This window comes from Pseudomonas sp. C9 (genome assembly GCF_002000165.1).
Classification (GTDB): domain Bacteria; phylum Pseudomonadota; class Gammaproteobacteria; order Pseudomonadales; family Pseudomonadaceae; genus Aquipseudomonas.
Map to the genome: position 1 here is coordinate 556,450 of NZ_MPAK01000001.1, position 19,072 is coordinate 575,521.

General features: G+C 56.9%; 11 protein-coding genes. 10 read left to right on the top strand and 1 reads right to left on the bottom strand.

Annotation, left to right across the window (positions count from 1 at the left end; translation table 11 throughout):
- Positions 1 to 12: 12 nt before the first annotated feature.
- Positions 13 to 960: an alpha/beta fold hydrolase gene (locus tag BMS17_RS02660; protein ID WP_077430361.1), complete on the top strand. Its 948-nt coding sequence runs from the start codon at positions 13 to 15 to the stop codon at positions 958 to 960.
- Between the two features lie 281 nt (positions 961 to 1,241).
- Positions 1,242 to 2,627 carry a VOC family protein gene (locus BMS17_RS02665; RefSeq protein WP_046027809.1) on the top strand — a complete coding sequence of 462 codons (1,386 nt, stop codon included), beginning with the start codon at positions 1,242 to 1,244 and terminating at the stop codon, positions 2,625 to 2,627.
- A 144-nt stretch (positions 2,628 to 2,771) separates the two neighbouring features.
- Here BMS17_RS02665 and BMS17_RS02670 read toward each other — a convergent pair whose 3' ends face one another.
- Positions 2,772 to 3,449 (bottom strand): type 1 glutamine amidotransferase domain-containing protein, encoded by a 678-nt coding sequence (locus BMS17_RS02670; protein ID WP_046027811.1) that lies wholly within the window; start codon positions 3,447 to 3,449, stop codon positions 2,772 to 2,774.
- Between the two features lie 414 nt (positions 3,450 to 3,863).
- On the opposite strand from BMS17_RS02670, the gene BMS17_RS02675 reads away from it, so the two are divergent.
- From BMS17_RS02675 to BMS17_RS02710, 8 genes are all read left to right on the top strand, one after another.
- Entirely contained in the window at positions 3,864 to 4,379 is a 516-nt protein-coding gene (locus BMS17_RS02675; protein ID WP_007948242.1) for an Hcp family type VI secretion system effector, read from the top strand.
- Between the two features lie 132 nt (positions 4,380 to 4,511).
- The gene (gene tssI, locus BMS17_RS02680) at positions 4,512 to 6,554 is read left to right on the top strand and encodes a type VI secretion system tip protein TssI/VgrG (protein WP_077430362.1); all 2,043 of its coding nucleotides are present in this window, start codon (positions 4,512 to 4,514) and stop codon (positions 6,552 to 6,554) included.
- Positions 6,499 to 7,287: a DUF4123 domain-containing protein gene (locus BMS17_RS02685; protein ID WP_371916695.1), complete on the top strand. Its 789-nt coding sequence runs from the start codon at positions 6,499 to 6,501 to the stop codon at positions 7,285 to 7,287. The genes tssI and BMS17_RS02685 overlap by 56 nt, the downstream gene beginning before the upstream one ends.
- Positions 7,284 to 12,014: an RHS repeat-associated core domain-containing protein gene (locus BMS17_RS02690; RefSeq protein ID WP_077430364.1), complete on the top strand. Its 4,731-nt coding sequence runs from the start codon at positions 7,284 to 7,286 to the stop codon at positions 12,012 to 12,014. Before BMS17_RS02685 ends, BMS17_RS02690 begins: the two co-directional genes overlap by 4 nt.
- Positions 12,011 to 12,424, top strand: coding sequence for a hypothetical protein (locus BMS17_RS02695; protein WP_077430365.1), 414 nt, complete (start codon positions 12,011 to 12,013; stop codon positions 12,422 to 12,424). Before BMS17_RS02690 ends, BMS17_RS02695 begins: the two co-directional genes overlap by 4 nt.
- 328 nt (positions 12,425 to 12,752) lie before the next feature.
- Entirely contained in the window at positions 12,753 to 13,517 is a 765-nt protein-coding gene (locus BMS17_RS30535) for a hypothetical protein (RefSeq protein WP_077430366.1), read from the top strand.
- A gap of 24 nt (positions 13,518 to 13,541) precedes the next feature.
- Entirely contained in the window at positions 13,542 to 14,279 is a 738-nt protein-coding gene (locus BMS17_RS02705) for a DUF4123 domain-containing protein (RefSeq protein ID WP_077430367.1), read from the top strand.
- Positions 14,279 to 18,976, top strand: coding sequence for an RHS repeat-associated core domain-containing protein (locus BMS17_RS02710; RefSeq protein WP_256577129.1), 4,698 nt, complete (start codon positions 14,279 to 14,281; stop codon positions 18,974 to 18,976). Before BMS17_RS02705 ends, BMS17_RS02710 begins: the two co-directional genes overlap by 1 nt.
- The last annotated feature ends 96 nt before the right edge of the window (positions 18,977 to 19,072 follow it).

Below are 19,072 nucleotides of genomic sequence, written 5' to 3' on the forward strand. Positions count from 1 at the left end.
GGAAGTCATCCGATGCTTCTTTTGGTTGTCGTTATTGCAGTTATCGTGGCCTGGAGCTGGTTGAGCTACCCGGCCATCGGTTATTGGCTCTATGACTGGAACATGGCGATTGAAGCCAAGCTGTATCGGCTGCACAAGATCGTCGTACCGATCCACGAGATGACCGTCTCGACCTGGCAAGGCGGCCCGTATGAGGCGTCGAGTAGCGTGCTGATGCTGCACGGCTACAGTGCCGACAAAAACCTCTGGCTGCGCTTTGCCCGGCACTTTGTCGGCAATTATCGGGTAATCATTCCGGACATTGCCGGTCATGGCGAAACCGGGTTCAAGGCCGGTGGCGGCTACGACATCCCCTTGCAGGCCAAGCGGATCATCCAGTTGCTCGACGTCTGCGGGGTCGAGAAGGTGCATGTGATTGGCAACTCAATGGGCGGCTACATCGCAGCGTGGCTGGCAGCCACGTACCCGGAGCGGATAGCCTCCGTCGCGCTGATCGATCCGGCCGGGGTCACCGCGCCCGAAGCCAGTGATCTGGAGCGGCACCTGGCCAAGGGGCACAACCCGTTTCTGATTCACTCGCGCGAGGAGTTTCGACGCTTCTACGCCATGACCATGGCCGAACCGCCGTGGGTGCCCGGCGTAGTACTGGACGCCGTGGCCCAGCGCTACGAGCAAAGCCGCGATGAGCTGGAGGAGATTTTCAACGACTTTCGCGCCAGCCCGCCGATGGAGCCGATACTGGCGGACATCAAGTGCCCGGCGCTGTTGTTGTGGGGTCACAAGGACCGTTTGATCGACGTCAGCAGCGTGTCCGTCTGGAGCAAGGGCATCGTCGATCTGCGAGTGCATATCTGGGATCACCTCGGCCACATGCCGATGGTTGAGCAACCGGCGGATACCGCAAGGCTGTACCGGGAGTTCCTGGGATCGCTGCGCACCGAAAGCCGTTCCCACTTATAACCACCACCGAGCCCCGTAGCAGCTGTCGAGCTGCGCGAGGCTGCGTCCGGTGGCGAAGTCGCCGTGAATCAGGCTCTGCGGTTTTTCAGTTAAACCGGGTTTTCAGGGTTTACGACGGCTCCGCCGCCGGAAGCAACCTCGCAGGCTCGGCAGCGGCTACAGGTCCTGTTGTTCAAGCAGTCCTTGGCAGAATGAAGTTCGTAAGATTCTTCGTTTGTCGGCGCCGCTGAAGGCTGCGATCTTTTCGCACATCCTTTACGTCACCGCGCCAGGAATTCTTCATGAGCCAAGCACACTTCGTCAGCCCTGACCTGATCCGTCAACGCTTCTCCAAAGCGATGTCCGACATGTACCGCGAGGAAGTGCCGCTGTACGGCGCGCTGATGGAACTGGTGGAACAGACCAATCAGTACGTGCTGGACAGCGACCCGCAGATCGCCCGCCAGTTGATCAGCACCGGCGAAATCGAGCGCCTGGACCTGGAACGCCACGGTGCAATCCGCGTCGGTACCGCCACCGAACTGACCACCCTCGCCCGTTTGTTTAAGGTCATGGGCATGCAACCGGTGGGCTATTACGACCTGACCCCGGCGGGCGTGCCAGTGCATTCCACCGCATTCCGCGCCGTGCACGAAGCAGCGTTGCAAGTCAGTCCGTTCCGCGTGTTCACCTCGTTGCTGCGTCTTGAACTGATCGAAGACCTGGAACTGCGCGCCTTCGCCCAGTCGGTGCTGGACAAGCGCCAGATCTTTACCCCGGCAGCGCTGACCTTGATCGAGCGCGCTGAAACCGCAGGCGGCCTCACCGAGCAAGAAGCCCAGGACTTCGTCGAGCAGGCGCTGGAAACCTTCCGCTGGCATCACAGCGCGACCGTCACCGCCGAGCAGTACCAAAAACTCAGCGCCCAGCACCGCCTGATCGCCGACGTCGTGGCCTTCAAAGGCCCGCACATCAACCACCTGACGCCACGCACGCTGGACATCGACATCGTCCAGGCGCAAATGCCGGTCCACGGCATCACCCCCAAAGCGGTGATCGAAGGCCCGCCTCGCCGCCAGTGCCCGATTCTGTTGCGCCAGACCAGTTTCAAGGCGCTGGACGAACCGGTTGCCTTTACCGATCAAACCGCCACCCAAGGCAGCCACAGCGCCCGCTTCGGTGAAATCGAACAACGGGGTGCCGCGCTGACGCCAAAAGGCCGGGCGCTGTATGACCGGTTGCTCAACGCGGCACGAGATGAATTGAAAGACTTCCCCAATGAGGCCAATGCCGCACGCTACAACGCGCTAATGACGCAGCACTTTGGCGAATTCCCTGACACCTACGAAGGCATGCGCCAACAGCAACTGGCGTACTTTCGCTACTTTGTGACGGAAAAAGGCCAAGCGGCCGAAGAACTGAAATCGTTGTCGCTGGAGGCGTTGCTCAGCGGCGGTTACCTGCGGGCTGAACCTTTGGTCTATGAGGATTTTCTGCCCGTGAGCGCAGCGGGGATTTTCCAGTCGAACCTCGGGGATGCAGCGCAAACCCACTATGGCGTGCATTCGAATCAGCAAGCATTTGAACAAGCGCTGGGGCGAGCGACGATTGATGAGTTGGGGTTGTATGCCGAAACGCAACGGCGTTCGATTGAGGAATGCTATGCGACGCTGGGCCACGCCATCTGAAACCTGTAGCAGCTGGCGAAGCCTGCGTCCTGCTGCGAAGCAGTCGTAAATCGGCTGGTGCGGTTTTTCAGATAAACCGTGGTTACCGGATTACGACTGCTACGCAGCCGGACGCAGGCTGCGCCAGCTGCTACAGGATCGGGTTTAGCGCAGTTTTGCCAGCAACGCCTCGGCCGCAGCCTCGGACGACGCCGGGTTCTGACCGGTGATCAGCAACCCGTCAGTCAGCACATAGCTTGCCCAATCGTCGCCCTTGGAATAAATCCCGCCCTTCTCCTTGAGCATGTCTTCGACCAGAAACGGCACGACGTTCGTCAGTTGCACCGCCTCTTCCTCCGAGTTGGTGAAGCCCGTGACCCGCTTGCCCTTGACCAGCGGCTGACCGTCCGTGCCTTTGACGTGGCGCAGCACACCCGGTGCATGGCAAACCGCTGCGACCGGTTTATTCGCCTTGTAAAACGCTTCGATCAGCGCAATGGATTGCTTGTCTTCAGCCAAATCCCACAGCGGACCATGGCCGCCCGGATAGAAAACCGCATCGTAATCCTCGGCTCTCACACTGTTGAGCAGCGCGGTAGAGGCCAATGCGGATTTAGCCGCCGCGTCTTTATTGAACCGATCGGTGGCGGCGGTTTGCGCATCCGGCTCATCGCTCTTGGGGTCCAGCGGCGGCTGTCCACCCTTGGGCGAGGCCAGGGTCAACTGAGCACCGGCGTCCTTGAAGGCGAAATACGGTGCGGCGAACTCTTCCAGCCAGAAGCCGGTTTTCTTCCCCGTGTTACCCAATTGATCGTGGGACGTTAAAACCATCAGGATTTTCATGTCGCTCTCACTCCGGTTCAGGGTTGTCAGGATGCTCGATGGCAGTGTTTTTATGGACCCTGCTGCCAGTCGATTCGTTGCACCGGCTATCAGGTGTCGTTGATGGATGGCGCATAGCCCTTATGCGCAAGAAGTTGCGCACTCATCGTTGGAAAAGGCCTTTTTGGGACCCTGATCACCCTGCCGGGCGGGCTCTCCAGCCCAGTGCGCAAGAAGTTGCGCAGTGCTGTGCAAGTTCTTGCGCACATTCCTCAGTGTTCTTCTGTAGAAATCTTTCCGGAACTTGAAAAGCAGTCTCAACACACTGTTTTATATAGCTTTTAACGTTTCTGGCACGGACCTTGATAACAGTCAGGCACCCACCGGGCGATACCGCCTCCCGGGCACCCTTAATTTTTAGCAAGGAGCACACCCATGGCTACACCAGCGTACATGTCCGTCACTGGCGAAAAACAAGGTCTGATCACCGCCGGCGCATTCACCGCCGATTCGGTTGGCAACACCTACCAGGAAGGCCACGAAGACCAGGTCATGGTTCAGGCTTTCAGCCACGACGTGATCATCCCGCGTGACCCGCAGTCCGGCCAACCTACCGGTCAGCGCGTTCACAAGCCTGTCGTGATCACCAAGGTCTACGACAAGTCTTCGCCTCTGCTGCAAGCGGCCCTGACTTCCGGCGAGCGCATGAGCGAAATCGTTATCCAGTGGTACCGCACTTCGGCTCAAGGTACTCAAGAGCACTACTACACCACCAAACTGGAAGACGCGATCATCGTCGCCATCAACAACAAAATGCACAACTGCCAGGACCCGTCGAACTCGCACTTCACGCACCTGGAAGAAGTGCAGTTCACCTACCGCAAAATCACCTGGACCCACGAAGTATCCGGTACTTCGGGTTCCGATGACTGGCGTCTGCCGGTCGCCTAAATCAGGCCGACCGTCTCAAGCATCGGCCAGCTCTGCTGGTCGATGTTGTTTTCGCTCTTCCAGAATTTTCGCGTCGGCTGATGCCTTTTTCGGCCATTGGCGCACGCCGCAGCACTGCACGAGGAACAAGGGATGTTCGCGCCGGCCAATCAGACTCACTTTGCCCTGACCATCGAAGGCCTATCCAGCGATTTGCAGGTGCTGTCCTTGCAAGGTCGGGAGGCGATCAGCCAACCGTTCGTGTTTGAGGTGGAGCTGGTCAGTGAACAGCCGTCCCTGGACCTCGAAAACCTGCTGCACAAACCGGCCTTCTTGCAGCTCTCGCCTGACGGCAGCGGCATCCACGGCCAGATCTACCGCGCCGCCCAGGGTGATTCCGGCAAACGCCTGACCCGCTACGCGGTGACCCTGCGTCCGCAACTGTCCTACCTGGCGCATCGCGTCAACCAACGCATCTTCCAGAACCTCAACGTGCCGAAAATCATCGGCAAGGTCCTCGAAGAGCACGGCATCCAAAGCAATGCCTACGAATTCAAAGTCGGGGCGATTTACCCCGAGCGCATTTACTGCGTTCAGTACGATGAATCGGACCTGCAATTCATCCAGCGCTTGTGCGAGGAAGAAGGGATTCACTACCACTTTCAGCACAGCACTACGGCCCACAAGCTGGTGTTCGGCGATGACCAGACGGTGTTCCCGAAACTGGCGCCCGTGGCCTATCAGCAAGACTCCGGCATAGTCGCCAACGACCCGGTGATCAAGCGCTTCGATCTGCGCCTGGAAACCCGCACCAGCCGCACCACCCGCCGCGACTACGACTTCGAAAAACCGCGCATCACCCTCGAAAGCGAAAACCGTGGCGACGCCCTGCCCGACCTCGAAGACTACGACTACCCCGGCCGTTTCATCGACCGCGAGCGTGGCAAGCACCTGGCCAAACGCGCACTCGAACGTCACCGCAGCGACTTCCAGCTCGCCGAAGGCAAAAGTGATCAGCCGTTGCTGGTCAGCGGCCACTTCCTGGCCCTGACCCAACACCCGAAAGCCAAATGGAACGACCTGTGGCTGCTGACCGAAATCTTCCACGAAGGCAAACAGCCGCAAGTGCTGGAAGAATCGGTGACCAGCCACACCACCAACCTGAAGGATGATTTCCATCAGGGTTACCGCAACCGCTTCCAGGCCACCCCGTGGGACGTACCGAATCGCCCGCCGCTGCAACATCCCAAGCCACGGATCCTCGGCAGCCAAAGCGCCGTGGTCACCGGGCCCAAGGGTGAAGAAATTCATTGCGACGAGTACGGCCGCGTCAAAGTGCAATTCCACTGGGACCGCGAAGGCCAGGCCGACGACAAGACCAGTTGCTGGCTGCGCGTCTCCTCCGCCTGGGCCGGCGCCCACTACGGCGGCATCGCCATCCCGCGGATCGGCATGGAAGTGCTCGTCACCTTCCTCGAAGGCGACCCCGACCAACCGCTGATCAGCGGCTGCCTGTACCACAAGGAAAACGTCGTCCCGTACCCGCTGCCGGCGAACAAGACCCGCAGCACTTTCAAAACCCTGAGTTCACCCGGTGGCGGCGGTTTCAACGAACTGCGTATCGAAGACAAAAAGGGCCAGGAACAAATCTTCCTGCACGCCCAGCGCGACTGGGATGAAAACGTCGAGCACGACCAGAAAATGCGCGTCGGCAACGAACGCCACGACACCGTCGAGCAAAACAGCTACAGCGAATTCAAAGCCGAAGAACACCACACGGTTTACGCCGACCGCAAAGTCGAAGCACGCGCCAATGACCACCTGACCGTCGGCGTGAACCAGCACATCAAGATCGGCACCGGCCAATTCATCGAAGCCGGCCAAGAAATCCACCTGAGCAGCGGCATGAAAGTCGTGCTCGAAGCCGGGAGCGAACTGACGCTCAAGGGTGGCGGCAGCTTCATCAAGATCGACGCCAGCGGCGTGACCCTGAGCGGGCCGGTGATCAACATGAACTCCGGGGGCAGTCCGGGCAGCGGGACCGGGGCTGCGCCGTTGATGCCGGGTGTGTTGAAACAGGCGGATGCGGACAAGGCTGGGGCGGTACTGACACCGGCTCAGGTCAATACGCTGAAGCGTAATGCGCCGTTTTGTGAAGAGTGTGAAAAATGCAAGGCAGGTGTTTGTGCGAGCTGATCTTTTGACTCCTCAGGCGTGGTTGGCTGAACGGCCGCTGCAAACGGGCGAACACCTGTATCTGATCGTCAGTGCCGCCAGTGATGCCGATGCGCTGAAGACGCTTTACCAGAATGACCCCACCACCCAGGCCACCCCGATCTGGGGCGGAACACCCTACGCGAGTTGGCAACAAGTAATGCCTTACCTCACCGAGTTGAAGCCCAACTCGGGTTTTCTGTCGTGGATTGCTGAAACCGACGCGCAGGACTGGGGTTGGCTGGCGGTTTCAACCAGCACGCCGGAGGTGGTCTTTGAACACCTTCGCAGCCTGACCCAAGTGCGCATGCCCGATGGAACCGAGGTGTTTTTCCGGTTCTGGGATGGGCGGCATATCTATCCGATTCTGGAGGGATTGGGTGAGGCGGCGGGTGAAGTGTTACCGGTGTTTGATCGGTATCTGATTAATGGCAAGCGGCTGGAGGTTGGGCCAAGGGTGGTGCCGAAGGCGAAGGATTGGCCTTGGTGGGAAGTGCCCAAGGGGTTGCTTGATGGCCTGACGACGAAAAATCCGTCCACCGTGATCGGCAACATGATGCAGTGGCTGAAGGAGGATCACGCCGAACTGTATTTCTCGGTCCCAGAATCCAACTTGCAGCAAAAAGTTTCGCGCTTCGTAAAACGCACCCCACTCACGGAAGAAAACTACACAGGGCTGCTGAAGGCCTACTTGGAAAATGAGGTGACCGTATGAGCATTTTGATGGGTTCCATTGTTGGGAACCTCACAGCAAAACAACCAGATGCTCAGGTCATCATCAGTGATTTTAAGAAATGTATTGCTGACTACCGCAGCCATGCCGAAGCCTGGTATGGCGGTGCCCTGGATGCGGAACAACAATTTCAGGTCGGCGACGAAGTCGGTACTCAGGACAAAGACAGCAAAGAGCAAGTCGACCTTTACGCAAACTGCCCAGCCAATGGCAAGCTCAAACTGGTGCACAGTTTCGAGTCTGCGCGCTTTGTCCCTATCGGCAATACACCGGTTCGATTGGCGCCTGTGGCCGATGGCAAGCTGTTCGGTAAAAATGAAATAGGTCAGGCGATCACCGCGACGATTGGTCCTAGCGGGATTCTTGAAGTTGCGAATCTCACACCGAACCAACAATACAAAATCACGTTTTTCCCCAACCCCACCCCAGCGCAGATCGACACGCTGTTCTATTCCTATCAGGGCGTTATCGGCGATCTGAGCGGCTGGCTACAAACCCAGTGGACCACCGACTTTTTGCCGTTGTGGCAGGAACATAACAACGCGTCGATGGCTGGCCGTGTTCTGCAAGACCTGGAAGCCGAGTGGAAAGGCTTTTTGAAAGCGATCATGGGTTTGTGGGGCGATATCAAAAGCCTCTACGACCTGGTTGCACATCCTCGGGAGAATTATGAAAAGCTGAAGAAATTCTTCACCGAGGAAGAAATCAAGCGCATTTACGACGCCTCGGAGGAAGCCATTCACACTGCCCTGCTGATCGCCAGCGATGAGCCATTGATGTGGATCTACGTGGCCGCCATCATGGCGTGGGTCAAGATGCTGCCACCGCAGACCTGCACGGAAGTGCTGTCTCAACTGACCACCGAAGTCCTGCTGAACATTCTGGTCGGCGTTGTAATGACCGGTGGTCTCGGCTTGGCAGTACGTGTCGGCACCAAGGCACTTAAAGCCACGCAAAACAGCGGCAAGGTGCTGAAGCTGATCGAAGACTTCACCGGCATGCTGATGAAAATCAGCAAGAAGAACGCACCGGCCCACACTGAAGCCGCGAAGCCTTTATTGCTCAACGGCAATTCAGCAGTCAATCAGGCACGCAAAGCCAGCGTCGAAATTGCCGCCCCCAAGCCCGCAACCACGGCAACAGCGCCGAAGAAAAAGCCAAAGGTTACGGGCGGCAAGGTGGAGACCGACGCGCAGATCCATGCACGCGGAAAGAAAGACAACACCACGCGCATCGAACAAAAAGAGCCTGTCGACAACGCTCCCGACCAATCGAAAACCCCCGCCGACCAGCCTGCACAGTGTGCGAACAAAACCTGCACGGATGGCGAACCCGTGTCGATGGTGACCGGTGAGGAGTTACTGACGCTCACCGATGGCGAACTCGGTGGCCTCTTGCCGCTGGAATGGACGCGTCTTTATCGCAGCAGTGCGGTCGAAATCGACAGTCGTCTCGGTTATGGCTGGAGCCATTCACTGTCCCATCGCCTGAACCTGGACGATGAAGGCGTGCTGTGGACTGACAATGAAAACCGTCAGACCCGCTTCCCGATGCCGACCGAACAACGTCCAGCGATCACCAACAGCCTGGCCGAAGCGGCGATTTTTCTTGGTGACGCCCCAGGTGAACTGATCCTGACTCAGGCCGGCCCGAAAACGCGGTTTTACCATTTCCGTGCCGGGCGTCTGAACACCATCAGTGATGCCTACGAAAACCAGTTGCACATCAGCTATGACCTGGTTGGGCGCATTCAGCGCATCGACAACGGTGCTGGTCGCGCTTTGTTACTGCGTTATGACGACCGCCATATCTCGGCAGTCGACTACCAGCAGCAACGTGCCGAGTACGATGATCGCGGTGGGAGCCAGGATCCATGGCAAACCGTGCAAACCCTGGTCACCTATCACTACAACGAGCGCAATCAACTCGTCAGTGCCACCAACGCTGCCGGCGAGCGCGAGCACTATCGCTACAACGATCAGCACGTCATTCTCGAACGTCAACTGGCGGGTGGCGCCAGCTTCTACTGGGATTGGGAACGCGAAGGCAAATTGGCGCGCTGCGTCCGCCACTGGGCCAGTTATTCGCAACTGGAAGCGTGCTATGTGTGGGACGACAAGGGCACGGTGAGCGTGCTTAACGCCGATGGCAGCGAGCAGGTTTACGTGCATGACGAAAATGCGCGACTTATCAGCGAGACCGCCCCCGACGGAGCGCAAACGCAAAGAGCCTATGACGGCGAAGGTCGCCTGATCGCTGAAAAAGACGCGCTGGGCGCCGTCACCGAATACCAATACAACGACGGCGGACGTTTGATTGCGGTTGTCCCTCCGGAAGATGAACCGACTCGCTACAACTACTACGATGGCCAACTCATCGATGTGCAACGCGGCAGAGCTCGCTGGAAGTACGAGCGCAACCGTCAGGGCGATATCACCCAGCAAACCGACCCCCATGGAAACGAAACCGACTACAGCTACGACCGTCAGGGTCGCCTGTTGGAAATCCGTCATCCCGATGGCAGCCGCCATCAACTGGGCTGGAACAACCTCGGCCAACTGCTGGAAGAACGCCTGCCCGACGGCGGTCAGCGCAAATACCGTTACGACGCCTTGGGTCGACAGATTACTCGTCAGGAAGAAACCGGTGCGATCACCCACTACCAGTGGGATGCTGTCGGCCGCCTGACGCAAGTCACCCTGCCCGGTGGCGCCACCCGTGCGTTCACCTACAACCCTTATGGTCGTATCACCGCCGAACGCGATGAGCTAGGCCGCGTGACTCGCTACGAGTACGCCGATGGTCTGCACCTGGTCAGCCGCCGGATCAATCCGGACGGTAGCCAATTGCGTTATCGCTACGACAATTCACGCCTGCTGCTGACCGAGATCGAAAACGAGCGTGGCGAACACTACCACCTCGACTACCACGCCAACGGCTTGATCCAGCAGGAAACCGGTTTCGACGGGCGCCGCACCGCTTATGAATACGACCTCAACGGCCAACTGCTGAAGAAAACCGAATTCGGCGAGGATGGCAGTGAACTTGTCACTGAATATCAGCGCGACGCTGCTGGCCGCTTACTGGTCAAAACCCTGGCCGATGGCGAGGAGATCCATTACAGCTATGACGCCCTTGGCCGTCTGGTCAACGTCGACGACGGCAACTGGCCACTGGCGTATGAATACGATCTACAAGATCGCCTGATCACCGAACACCAAGGCTGGGGCACCCTGCGCTACGAGTACGACAGCGTTGGACAACTCAGCCACTGCCGCCTCCCGGACGGCAGCAAGCTCGATTACCAACATCAGCGCGGCGGCCAACTAAGCAGCATCGACCTCAACGGCTCGCGCCTGACCACCCATCAGTTCAACGCCGGCCTCGAGCAAAAACGCCAACAAGGCCTGCTACTCAGTGAGTATCAGTACGACGAACAAGGCCGTCTGCAAGCACACAGCGTCAGCCAAGAAGATAGAAACCTGTTCCACCGTCGCTACGCCTACGACGCCAACGGCAACCTCGCTGGCATCGACGACAGTCGCAAAGGCAATCGCAGCTACCACTACGACCCGCTCGACCGCCTGATCAACGTCCGTGGCAGCACCCCGGAAAGCTTCGCCCATGACCCGGCCGGCAACTTGCTGGGTCAAGGCGACCAACCCACCGCAAACCTGGCCAACGTCAAAGGCAACCGCCTGCTCATGCAAGGCGACCGCCATTACGACTACGACGCCTACGGCAACCTGACTCGCGAACGTCGCGGCACCGGACAGAAACTCGTCACCGAATACCGTTACGACTGCCAGCACCGCTTGATCGGCGCCAGCCTGCCGGGCGGTAGCGTCGCGAGCTACAAGTACGACGCCTTCGGTCGTCGCATCGAAAAAACCGTCGACGACAGCACCACCGAATTCCTCTGGCAAGGCGAGCGCCTCGTTGCCGAAAGCGCTGACAACCGCTATCGCACGTACATCTACGAACCGGGCAGCTTCCGCCCGCTGGCGATGCTCGACGGCGAAGGTCCGCTGAAAGCGACGCCGTTTTACTATCAACTCGATCATCTGGGTACGCCGCAGGAGCTCATTGATTACAGCGGTGAGATCATGTGGTCAGCCAAGTACCGCGCCTACGGCAACCTCGCTGCACTGGATGTCGCCGAAATCGACAACCCGTTGCGCTTTCAGGGTCAGTATTTCGATGCGGAGACAGGCTTACATTACAACCGGCATCGCTACTACAATCCGGGGACCGGGCGGTATCTGACGCCGGATCCGATCAAGCTTGCGGGTGGGTTGAACAACTACCAGTACGTGCCTAACCCTACGGGGTGGGTGGATCCGTTGGGGTTGGTCTGCGAAAAAGCAAACGGATCAGGTCCCAAGAAACCTTCGCAAAAAACAGAGCCACCTGAAGTTGGAGAAACCCAAACATTCAAGACCTTTGAGCAAGCACGCAACAAATCACTTGAATGGCTCGAAGGAAATGAATTCAAAGCAGAAAAACCTACTATTGGTAAATTTGGTACAAATGCCGGAAAAATGGTGGGGATGCAAACAGCTGATGGCAAGACGGGCTACAGAATAGAACACGATGAAAGAAGTGGTGCACACATAAATGTTTGGTCAGGAAAAAAACCTGCCCCCCACTATCTTTTCAACGCAAGTCCAAAAACCGTATTGAAATTGATTAAGGCATTTAAAAAATGAGCTACTTTGATGAAGAACTAGAAAAAGAATTCTCCACATATCACACCCCCTATAAAAAACTAGAACAGGGTACGCATGACGACTTTGTTATATATATAAATAATAAACTGCCATTCGCAGGCGCTAAGATCGACTGGAACTCACTACCCAATAGCAAAAATTTCAACGAGCATGAAAAAAGCCAAGCATTTAAACTAATCACAGAAAAGATACGATCACTAGCCACACCCGAAATATTTTTTATTGGCGACTCATTGACAGAGTGCGCCTATCAAGTGGAAATCAAAGACTTGGAGCGAGCCTTATTAATTTTCTCCGAAATCCCACAACACAGTTATTTCTTCCCAAAAGATCTTAGTTGGATTGGCTGCATAAGTGCAGAAGGACATATAGACCTTAGCACCATTTAAAGTTACACAAATATTCGCAACACAAAAAACTTACGGGCCAATACCATAAAATCAAAATAACCCGTATTTTTGTGCTTAATGTAAGAAAAGTGGACTGAACAAGCGGACGCCCATCAGCCGGTATCAACCCTTTTTTCAGCATATCGACAACAGCGCTGGCCGCTCCTTGTTTCTGCGTTATGACGACGGCCACATCTAAGAGGTGGCCTACCAGCAGCAACGTACCAAAAGCGGTCCTCATGGTGAGCGCCACACCCATAGCAAACAGTGCCCCCTGGTCACACCACTACAACGAGCGCAATCAACTCTCCACCTCACTGGTCAACAGATGGACATTAAACAAGTTCTATTCGTCATTTTAACTATTTTTTCGACGTCAGCACTTGCCCAGGATATCGGGTTTGGATTCGTTAAAAGCAATCCAGATGGAAAGGCTTATTTATATACGACTCAGAATATTTCAAGTGACGATGCCATTTCAGTCCAGTTCCCTGATGCCAACGGAGCCGTCGCTTGCTGCAAATCAACAAAATCAAATGGAGGAAAACGGCAACCAGGTGATGTAACCGATTTGCTCAACGAAGCCGACATGCACATCTACGGGCTCGACATTCAATACAAAGAGCCTTTTATCGGTATAGCCGTAGTGGGTAAAAATGTAAGCGAACACGGTGTGTCAGCGCTGGAAGTCAAGGGACAAGCAACAATAATCAGCACATGCTTAAGCCAAGAAGGCGTTCATCTTTACTCAAAAAAAAATGGACGCTTGAATGGTCATTTGTATTTAAGTCTCGGGTACGACGTAGAGCCAACCTATCAATCTTGCGAAACGGAACGTCAAAGCTCCGTACCGACAGACGTCTCCCGCTACATCAAAAGTAGAGACAACTGTGACTCTCTGCGCGGCGACATTCCTGCTCCGGACCCTGCCGACCCGGGGAGTCTCGATCGTGCCATCAGCAATATCAATAAATATTGCAAAGGAACAGATCAGCAGCTGAAGCAGTTGAAGGAGAAATACTCCGGAAACAAAAGCGTTGAAACGCTGCTCTCGACTTACGAAGAAAATATTGAAGCGGATATGAGTTTTTAGATTCGCTCATCAAGGACGACAGTTGTGACATCTGAAAGCATTTCACCACAAGCCTGGTTATCCGAGAGCCCGCTGCAAACGGGCGAACACCTGTATCTGATCATTAGCGCCGCCAGCGATGCCGATGCGCTGAAGACGCTTTATCAGAACGAACCCACCACCCAGGCCGCCCCGATCTGGGGCGGAACACCCTACGCGAGTTGGCAACAGGTGATGCCCTACCTCACCGAACTGAAGCCCAACTCGGGTTTTCTGTCGTGGATTGCCGAAACGGACGCGCAAGACTGGGGATGGCTGGCGGTTTCAACCAGCACGCCGGAGGTGGTCTTCGAACACCTTCGCAGCCTGACCCAAGTGCGCATGCCCGATGGAACCGAGGTGTTTTTCCGGTTCTGGGATGGGCGGCATATCTATCCGATTCTGGAAGGCTTGGGTGAGGCGGCGGGTGAAGTGTTGCCGGTGTTTGATCGGTATCTGATTAATGGCAAGCGGCTGGATATCGGGCCACGCGTGGTGCCGGTGGCGAAAGATTGGCCTTGGTGGGAGGTGCCAAAGACGTTGCTTGATGGCTTGGCCAAGCAAGACCCGTCGACCTTGATCGGCAACCTGATGCAATGGCTGGAAGAGGAACGCCCAGACATCTACGCCGCTTACCCCGACAGCAACCTGAAGCTGAAAATCGCACGCTTCGTGCGTCGGCCCGATGCTCCGAAAAACTTGAATGAAGCACTGTTAAACCACCTGATTCTGGAGCAAGGCTGATGGATCGCGTTGCCTACGTTGATAACCAACTGAGTACGTTCAAGGACAGTCTGAAGCTGTACCAGGAACAAACCAAAACCTGGTATGCAGAGGTCGCCGATAAAGGCAGTCGCGCTGCAGACTTGCCTTCTTTGCTCGGCATGGAGCGAGTGATCAAGGTCGGCAACTCCAGCAAATCCGTCAGCATGACTGACGGCGATTTCTCCTCAAACGTCGCTCAGTGCCCACTCAAAGGCCCATTGCTGATCGAAAGCAAATTCGAATCGGTCTACGACATTCCGCTGGGCGATATCGAAGTTGAAATCGTCGCGGTGGAAGGTGGCGCAGTCAGCAAGGTCAAGCTGGATGCCCAAGGCAAAGCAGCCTGGACAGGTGGTGTGCCGGGCAAGTTCTACAAGATCCGCGTTCACAATGAAGTGACACCGGCGCAGATTGATACGCTGTTCAGTTCCTATGGCGGCCTGACTGCAGACCTTGAAGGTTTTCTGCGCAAGGAATGGGCGGGCTTCAAACCGCAATGGTCGAACGTGTCGGCTTCCGGCACTGCCATGGCGGTCGGCAACGGCATCCTTGAAGGCGGCTGGGAAGCGATCAAAGGAGTCTGGGACGGCATCAGCCTGGTGCTCGATATCCTGCAAGACCCAGGCAAGTTTGCGAAAGACCTGGGCGCTGGCACCCAGAAACTGATCGACCTCGCCAAACAAGCACCCGACGTCATGAAAAAGGCCATGTTGCTGGCCAGCGACGAGGCCGCGCTGTTCCTGATGGTGCGCAGCGCCGTTGTCTGGCTGGCGGGGCTGCCACCGATGAAGATGGCTGGCGACGTGGCGAAAATGACCACGGCGGCGGTCGTGGGTATCGCCATCGACATCGTTATTTCGATCGTGCTGACCATCGCTGCGGAAGGTACGGGGGTCATCTACCTCGCCGCGCGGTTGAAGAAGTACGGCGAAATTATCATCAAGGCCGTGACCGGTTTTGTGGAGTCGGTGTTCAAGATCATCAAAGGCTTCATGGAATACGTCACGAAATACACCGCCGTTGCCGCGCGTGGTGTGACGGCCCAGATGAAGAATGGTTTGGCTCAGCTGCGTTTTGACGGGAAGAAAAACGCCAAACTGGGCAAGGGTAAGACCGGCGACGACGCGTCTAGGCAAGCCACGACACCTGCCGACAAAAGTGCCGAACCTGCCGCCAAAACCTGCACGGACAAGTGCCCCGTTTCGATGGTCACCGGTGAAGAGCTGTTGACGCTGACCGATGGTCAACTCGACGGCCTGCTGCCCTTTGAGTGGACGCGCCTGTATCGAACCAGCGCCGTGGAAATCGATTGTGGCCTGGGTTACGGCTGGAGCCATGCGCTGGCGCACCGTGTCGAGATCAACGGTGACGAAGTCATCTGGACCGACCACGAAAACCGTGCCACGCCGTTTCCACTTCCGAGCCAGCAACGCCCCGCTATCACCAACAGCCTGTCGCGCGCAGCGATTTTTATCGGCGACGATCCTTCGGAACTGGTTCTGGCACAGGCAGGCAGTCGCCCTTCCTTCTACCACTTCCGTTACAACAGCAAAGGCGCAACCCTCATCGCCATCAGCGACAGCTATGGCAACCGGTTGCACATCACCCGTGATATTCACGGGCGAATCAAACGCCTCGATAACGGTGCCGGCCGCGCCCTCCTCCTGCGCTACGACCGAAAGCACATCGTCGCCGTCGACTATCAGCAGTTCCTACCGGCGGACACGCTGGAAGATGCCTGGAACACCGTCCAGACGCTGGTCACGTACAGCTATGACGCGCAGCATCGCCTGATTGAAGCGAAGAACGCGGCCGGTGAAGCCGAGCACTATCGCTACAACGATCAGCACGTGATTCTCGAACGGCAATTGGCGGGTGGTGCCAGTTTCTTCTGGGAATGGGAGAACGAAGGCAAGCTCGCGCGTTGCGTCCATCACTGGGCGAGTTTCTCGCAGATGGAAGCACACTACGTCTGGGACGATAAAGGTAGCGTCACGGTTACCAACGCCGATGGCAGCGAAGAGGTTTATACCCACGACGATAAAGCGCGGTTGATCAGTAAAATAGACCCCGATGGCGCGGAACACCTCAAGGCCTACGACGACAAGGGCCAACTGATCGCAGAAAAAGATCCGCTGGGCGCCGTGACCGAGTACCGGTATGACGAAGACGGCTTGATGACGGCGGTCATTCCTCCGGAAGATGAACCGGTCACGTACGAATACAGCAATGGGTTCGTGAGCGATGTCCATCGCGGCAAAGTCACGTGGAAGTATCAGCGCAACAATCAGGGCGACATAACCCAGCAGATCGATCCGCACGGCAACGCCACCCTCTACAGCTACGACCGCCAAGGCCGCTTGCTGGAAATCCGTCATCCCGATGGCAGCCGCCATCAACTGGGCTGGAACAACCTCGGACAACTGCTGGAAGAAAGCCTACCTGACGGCGGTCAACGCAAATACCGTTACGACGCCTTGGGCCGGCAAATCACCCGTCAGGAAGAAACCGGCGCGATCACCCACTACCAATGGGACGCCGCCAATCGCCTCGCACAAGTGACCCTGCCCGGTGGCGCGACCCGTGCATTTACCTACAACGCCTATGGCAAAGTCACCGCCGAGCGCGATGAGCTGGGGCGCATCACTCGCTACGAATACGCCGATGGCCTGCACCTGGTCAGCCGCCGCCTGAATCCGGACGGCAGCCAACTGCGCTACCGCTACGACAACTCTCGCCTGCTGCTGACCGAGATCGAAAACGAACGTGGCGAGCACTACCACCTCGATTACTCCGCCAATGGCCTGATCCAGCAGGAAACCGGTTTCGATGGTCGTCGCACCGCCTACGAGTACGACCTCAACGGCCAATTGCTGAAAAAAACCGAATTCGGCGACGACGGCAGCGAACTGATTACCGAATATCAACGCGATGCCGCTGGCCGGTTGCTGGTCAAGACGCTAGCCGATAGCGAGGAAATCCACTACAGCTACGACGCCTTCGGCCGCTTGGTCAACGTCGACGATGGCAACTGGCCCCTCGCCTACGAATATGACCTGCAAGATCGCTTGATCACCGAACATCAAGGCTGGGGCACGCTACGTTACGAGTACGACTCGCTCGGCCAACTGAGCCACTGCCGCCTGCCCGATGGCAGCAAACTCGACTATCGCCACCAAGCCGGTGGCCGCCTGAACAGCATCGACCTCAACGGCTCGCGCCTGACCACGCACCAGTTCAGCGCTGGTCAGGAACTTCAGCGCCAGCAAGGCCTGCTGCTCAGCCAGTACCAGTACGACGAACAAGGCCGGCTGCAGGCTCACACCGTCAGCCAGCAGGAACGCAACCTGTTCCACCGCCGCTACGCCTACGACGCCAACGGCAACCTCGCCGGCATCGACGACAGCCGCAAAGGCAATCGCAGCTACCACTACGACCCGCTCGACCGCCTGATCAACGTCCGTGGCAGCACCCCGGAAAGCTTCGCCCACGACCCTGCGGGCAACTTGCTGGGCCAAGGTGACCAACCCACCGCAAACCTGGCCAACGTCAAAGGTAACCGCCTGCTGATGCAGGGCGACCGCCACTACGACTACGACGCCTACGGCAACCTGACCCGCGAACGTCGCGGCACCGGGCAGAAACTCGTCACCGAATACCGTTATGACTGCCAGCACCGTTTGATTGGTGCCAGTCTGCCGGGGGGCAGCCTCGCGTCCTACAAGTACGACGCGTTCGGCCGACGCATCGAAAAAACTGTCGATGGCAGCACCACTGAATTCCTGTGGCAAGGCGAACGCCTGATCGCCGAAAGCGCTGACAACCGCTATCGCACTTACGTTTATGAACCGGGTAGCTTCCGTCCACTGGTGATGCTTGATGGCGAAGGCCCGCTGAAGGCGACGCCGTTTTACTACCAACTCGACCATCTGGGAACACCGCAGGAGCTCACCGACTACAGCGGCGAGATCATGTGGTCTGCCAAGTATCGCGCTTATGGCAATCTCGCTGCACTCGATGTTGCCGAAATCGACAACCCGTTGCGATTTCAGGGGCAGTACTTCGATGCGGAGACGGGCTTACACTACAACCGGCATCGCTACTACAATCCGGGGACCGGGCGGTATCTGACGCCGGATCCGATCAAGCTTGCGGGTGGGTTGAATAACTACCAGTACGTGCCTAACCCTACGGGGTGGGTGGATCCGTTGGGGTTGAATGGATGTCCAGGGGCCGGGAGCAATCCTGATTCGAAAAATCCCGCCGACAAAGCTAAAGTTGAGACTAAGGAGCCGCCAACCCCGGAGGTTACTTGGTCAAGCCCTTCAGTTAAAAGAGCCTCCGATCAGCTTGATCGCGGGGCGAAAGATGTAACGGTTAACAGCAGAGGAGAGGCTGAGGAGCTATTTAGAGGGAAATACGTAGGTGAAGGCTATAGAAACGCCGAAGAATTTAACTCCGTGACCGCCAAAGACTACTTTGTAACTCCCGAAGGGAAAGAGTCATACTACCACTGGGACGACACACCCGTTTCCAACATCGAAACCAGAAAAGTATACATGGCGAATCACAGCCCTACTGACCCCCATGCCGCCTTGCCACATTTGCAACTACATCCAAAAGACGGCAAAGTAATCCGTATCTACTGGCCAAATCAATTTGAGGGGCAAAAATGAACGAGCAGAAAACAATCCCACGAAGTGTTTGGTACGGTCTCGACGGCAAAAGCTACGACTCAATTGCGCAAGAATTGAACTCTGAAGACCCACTAT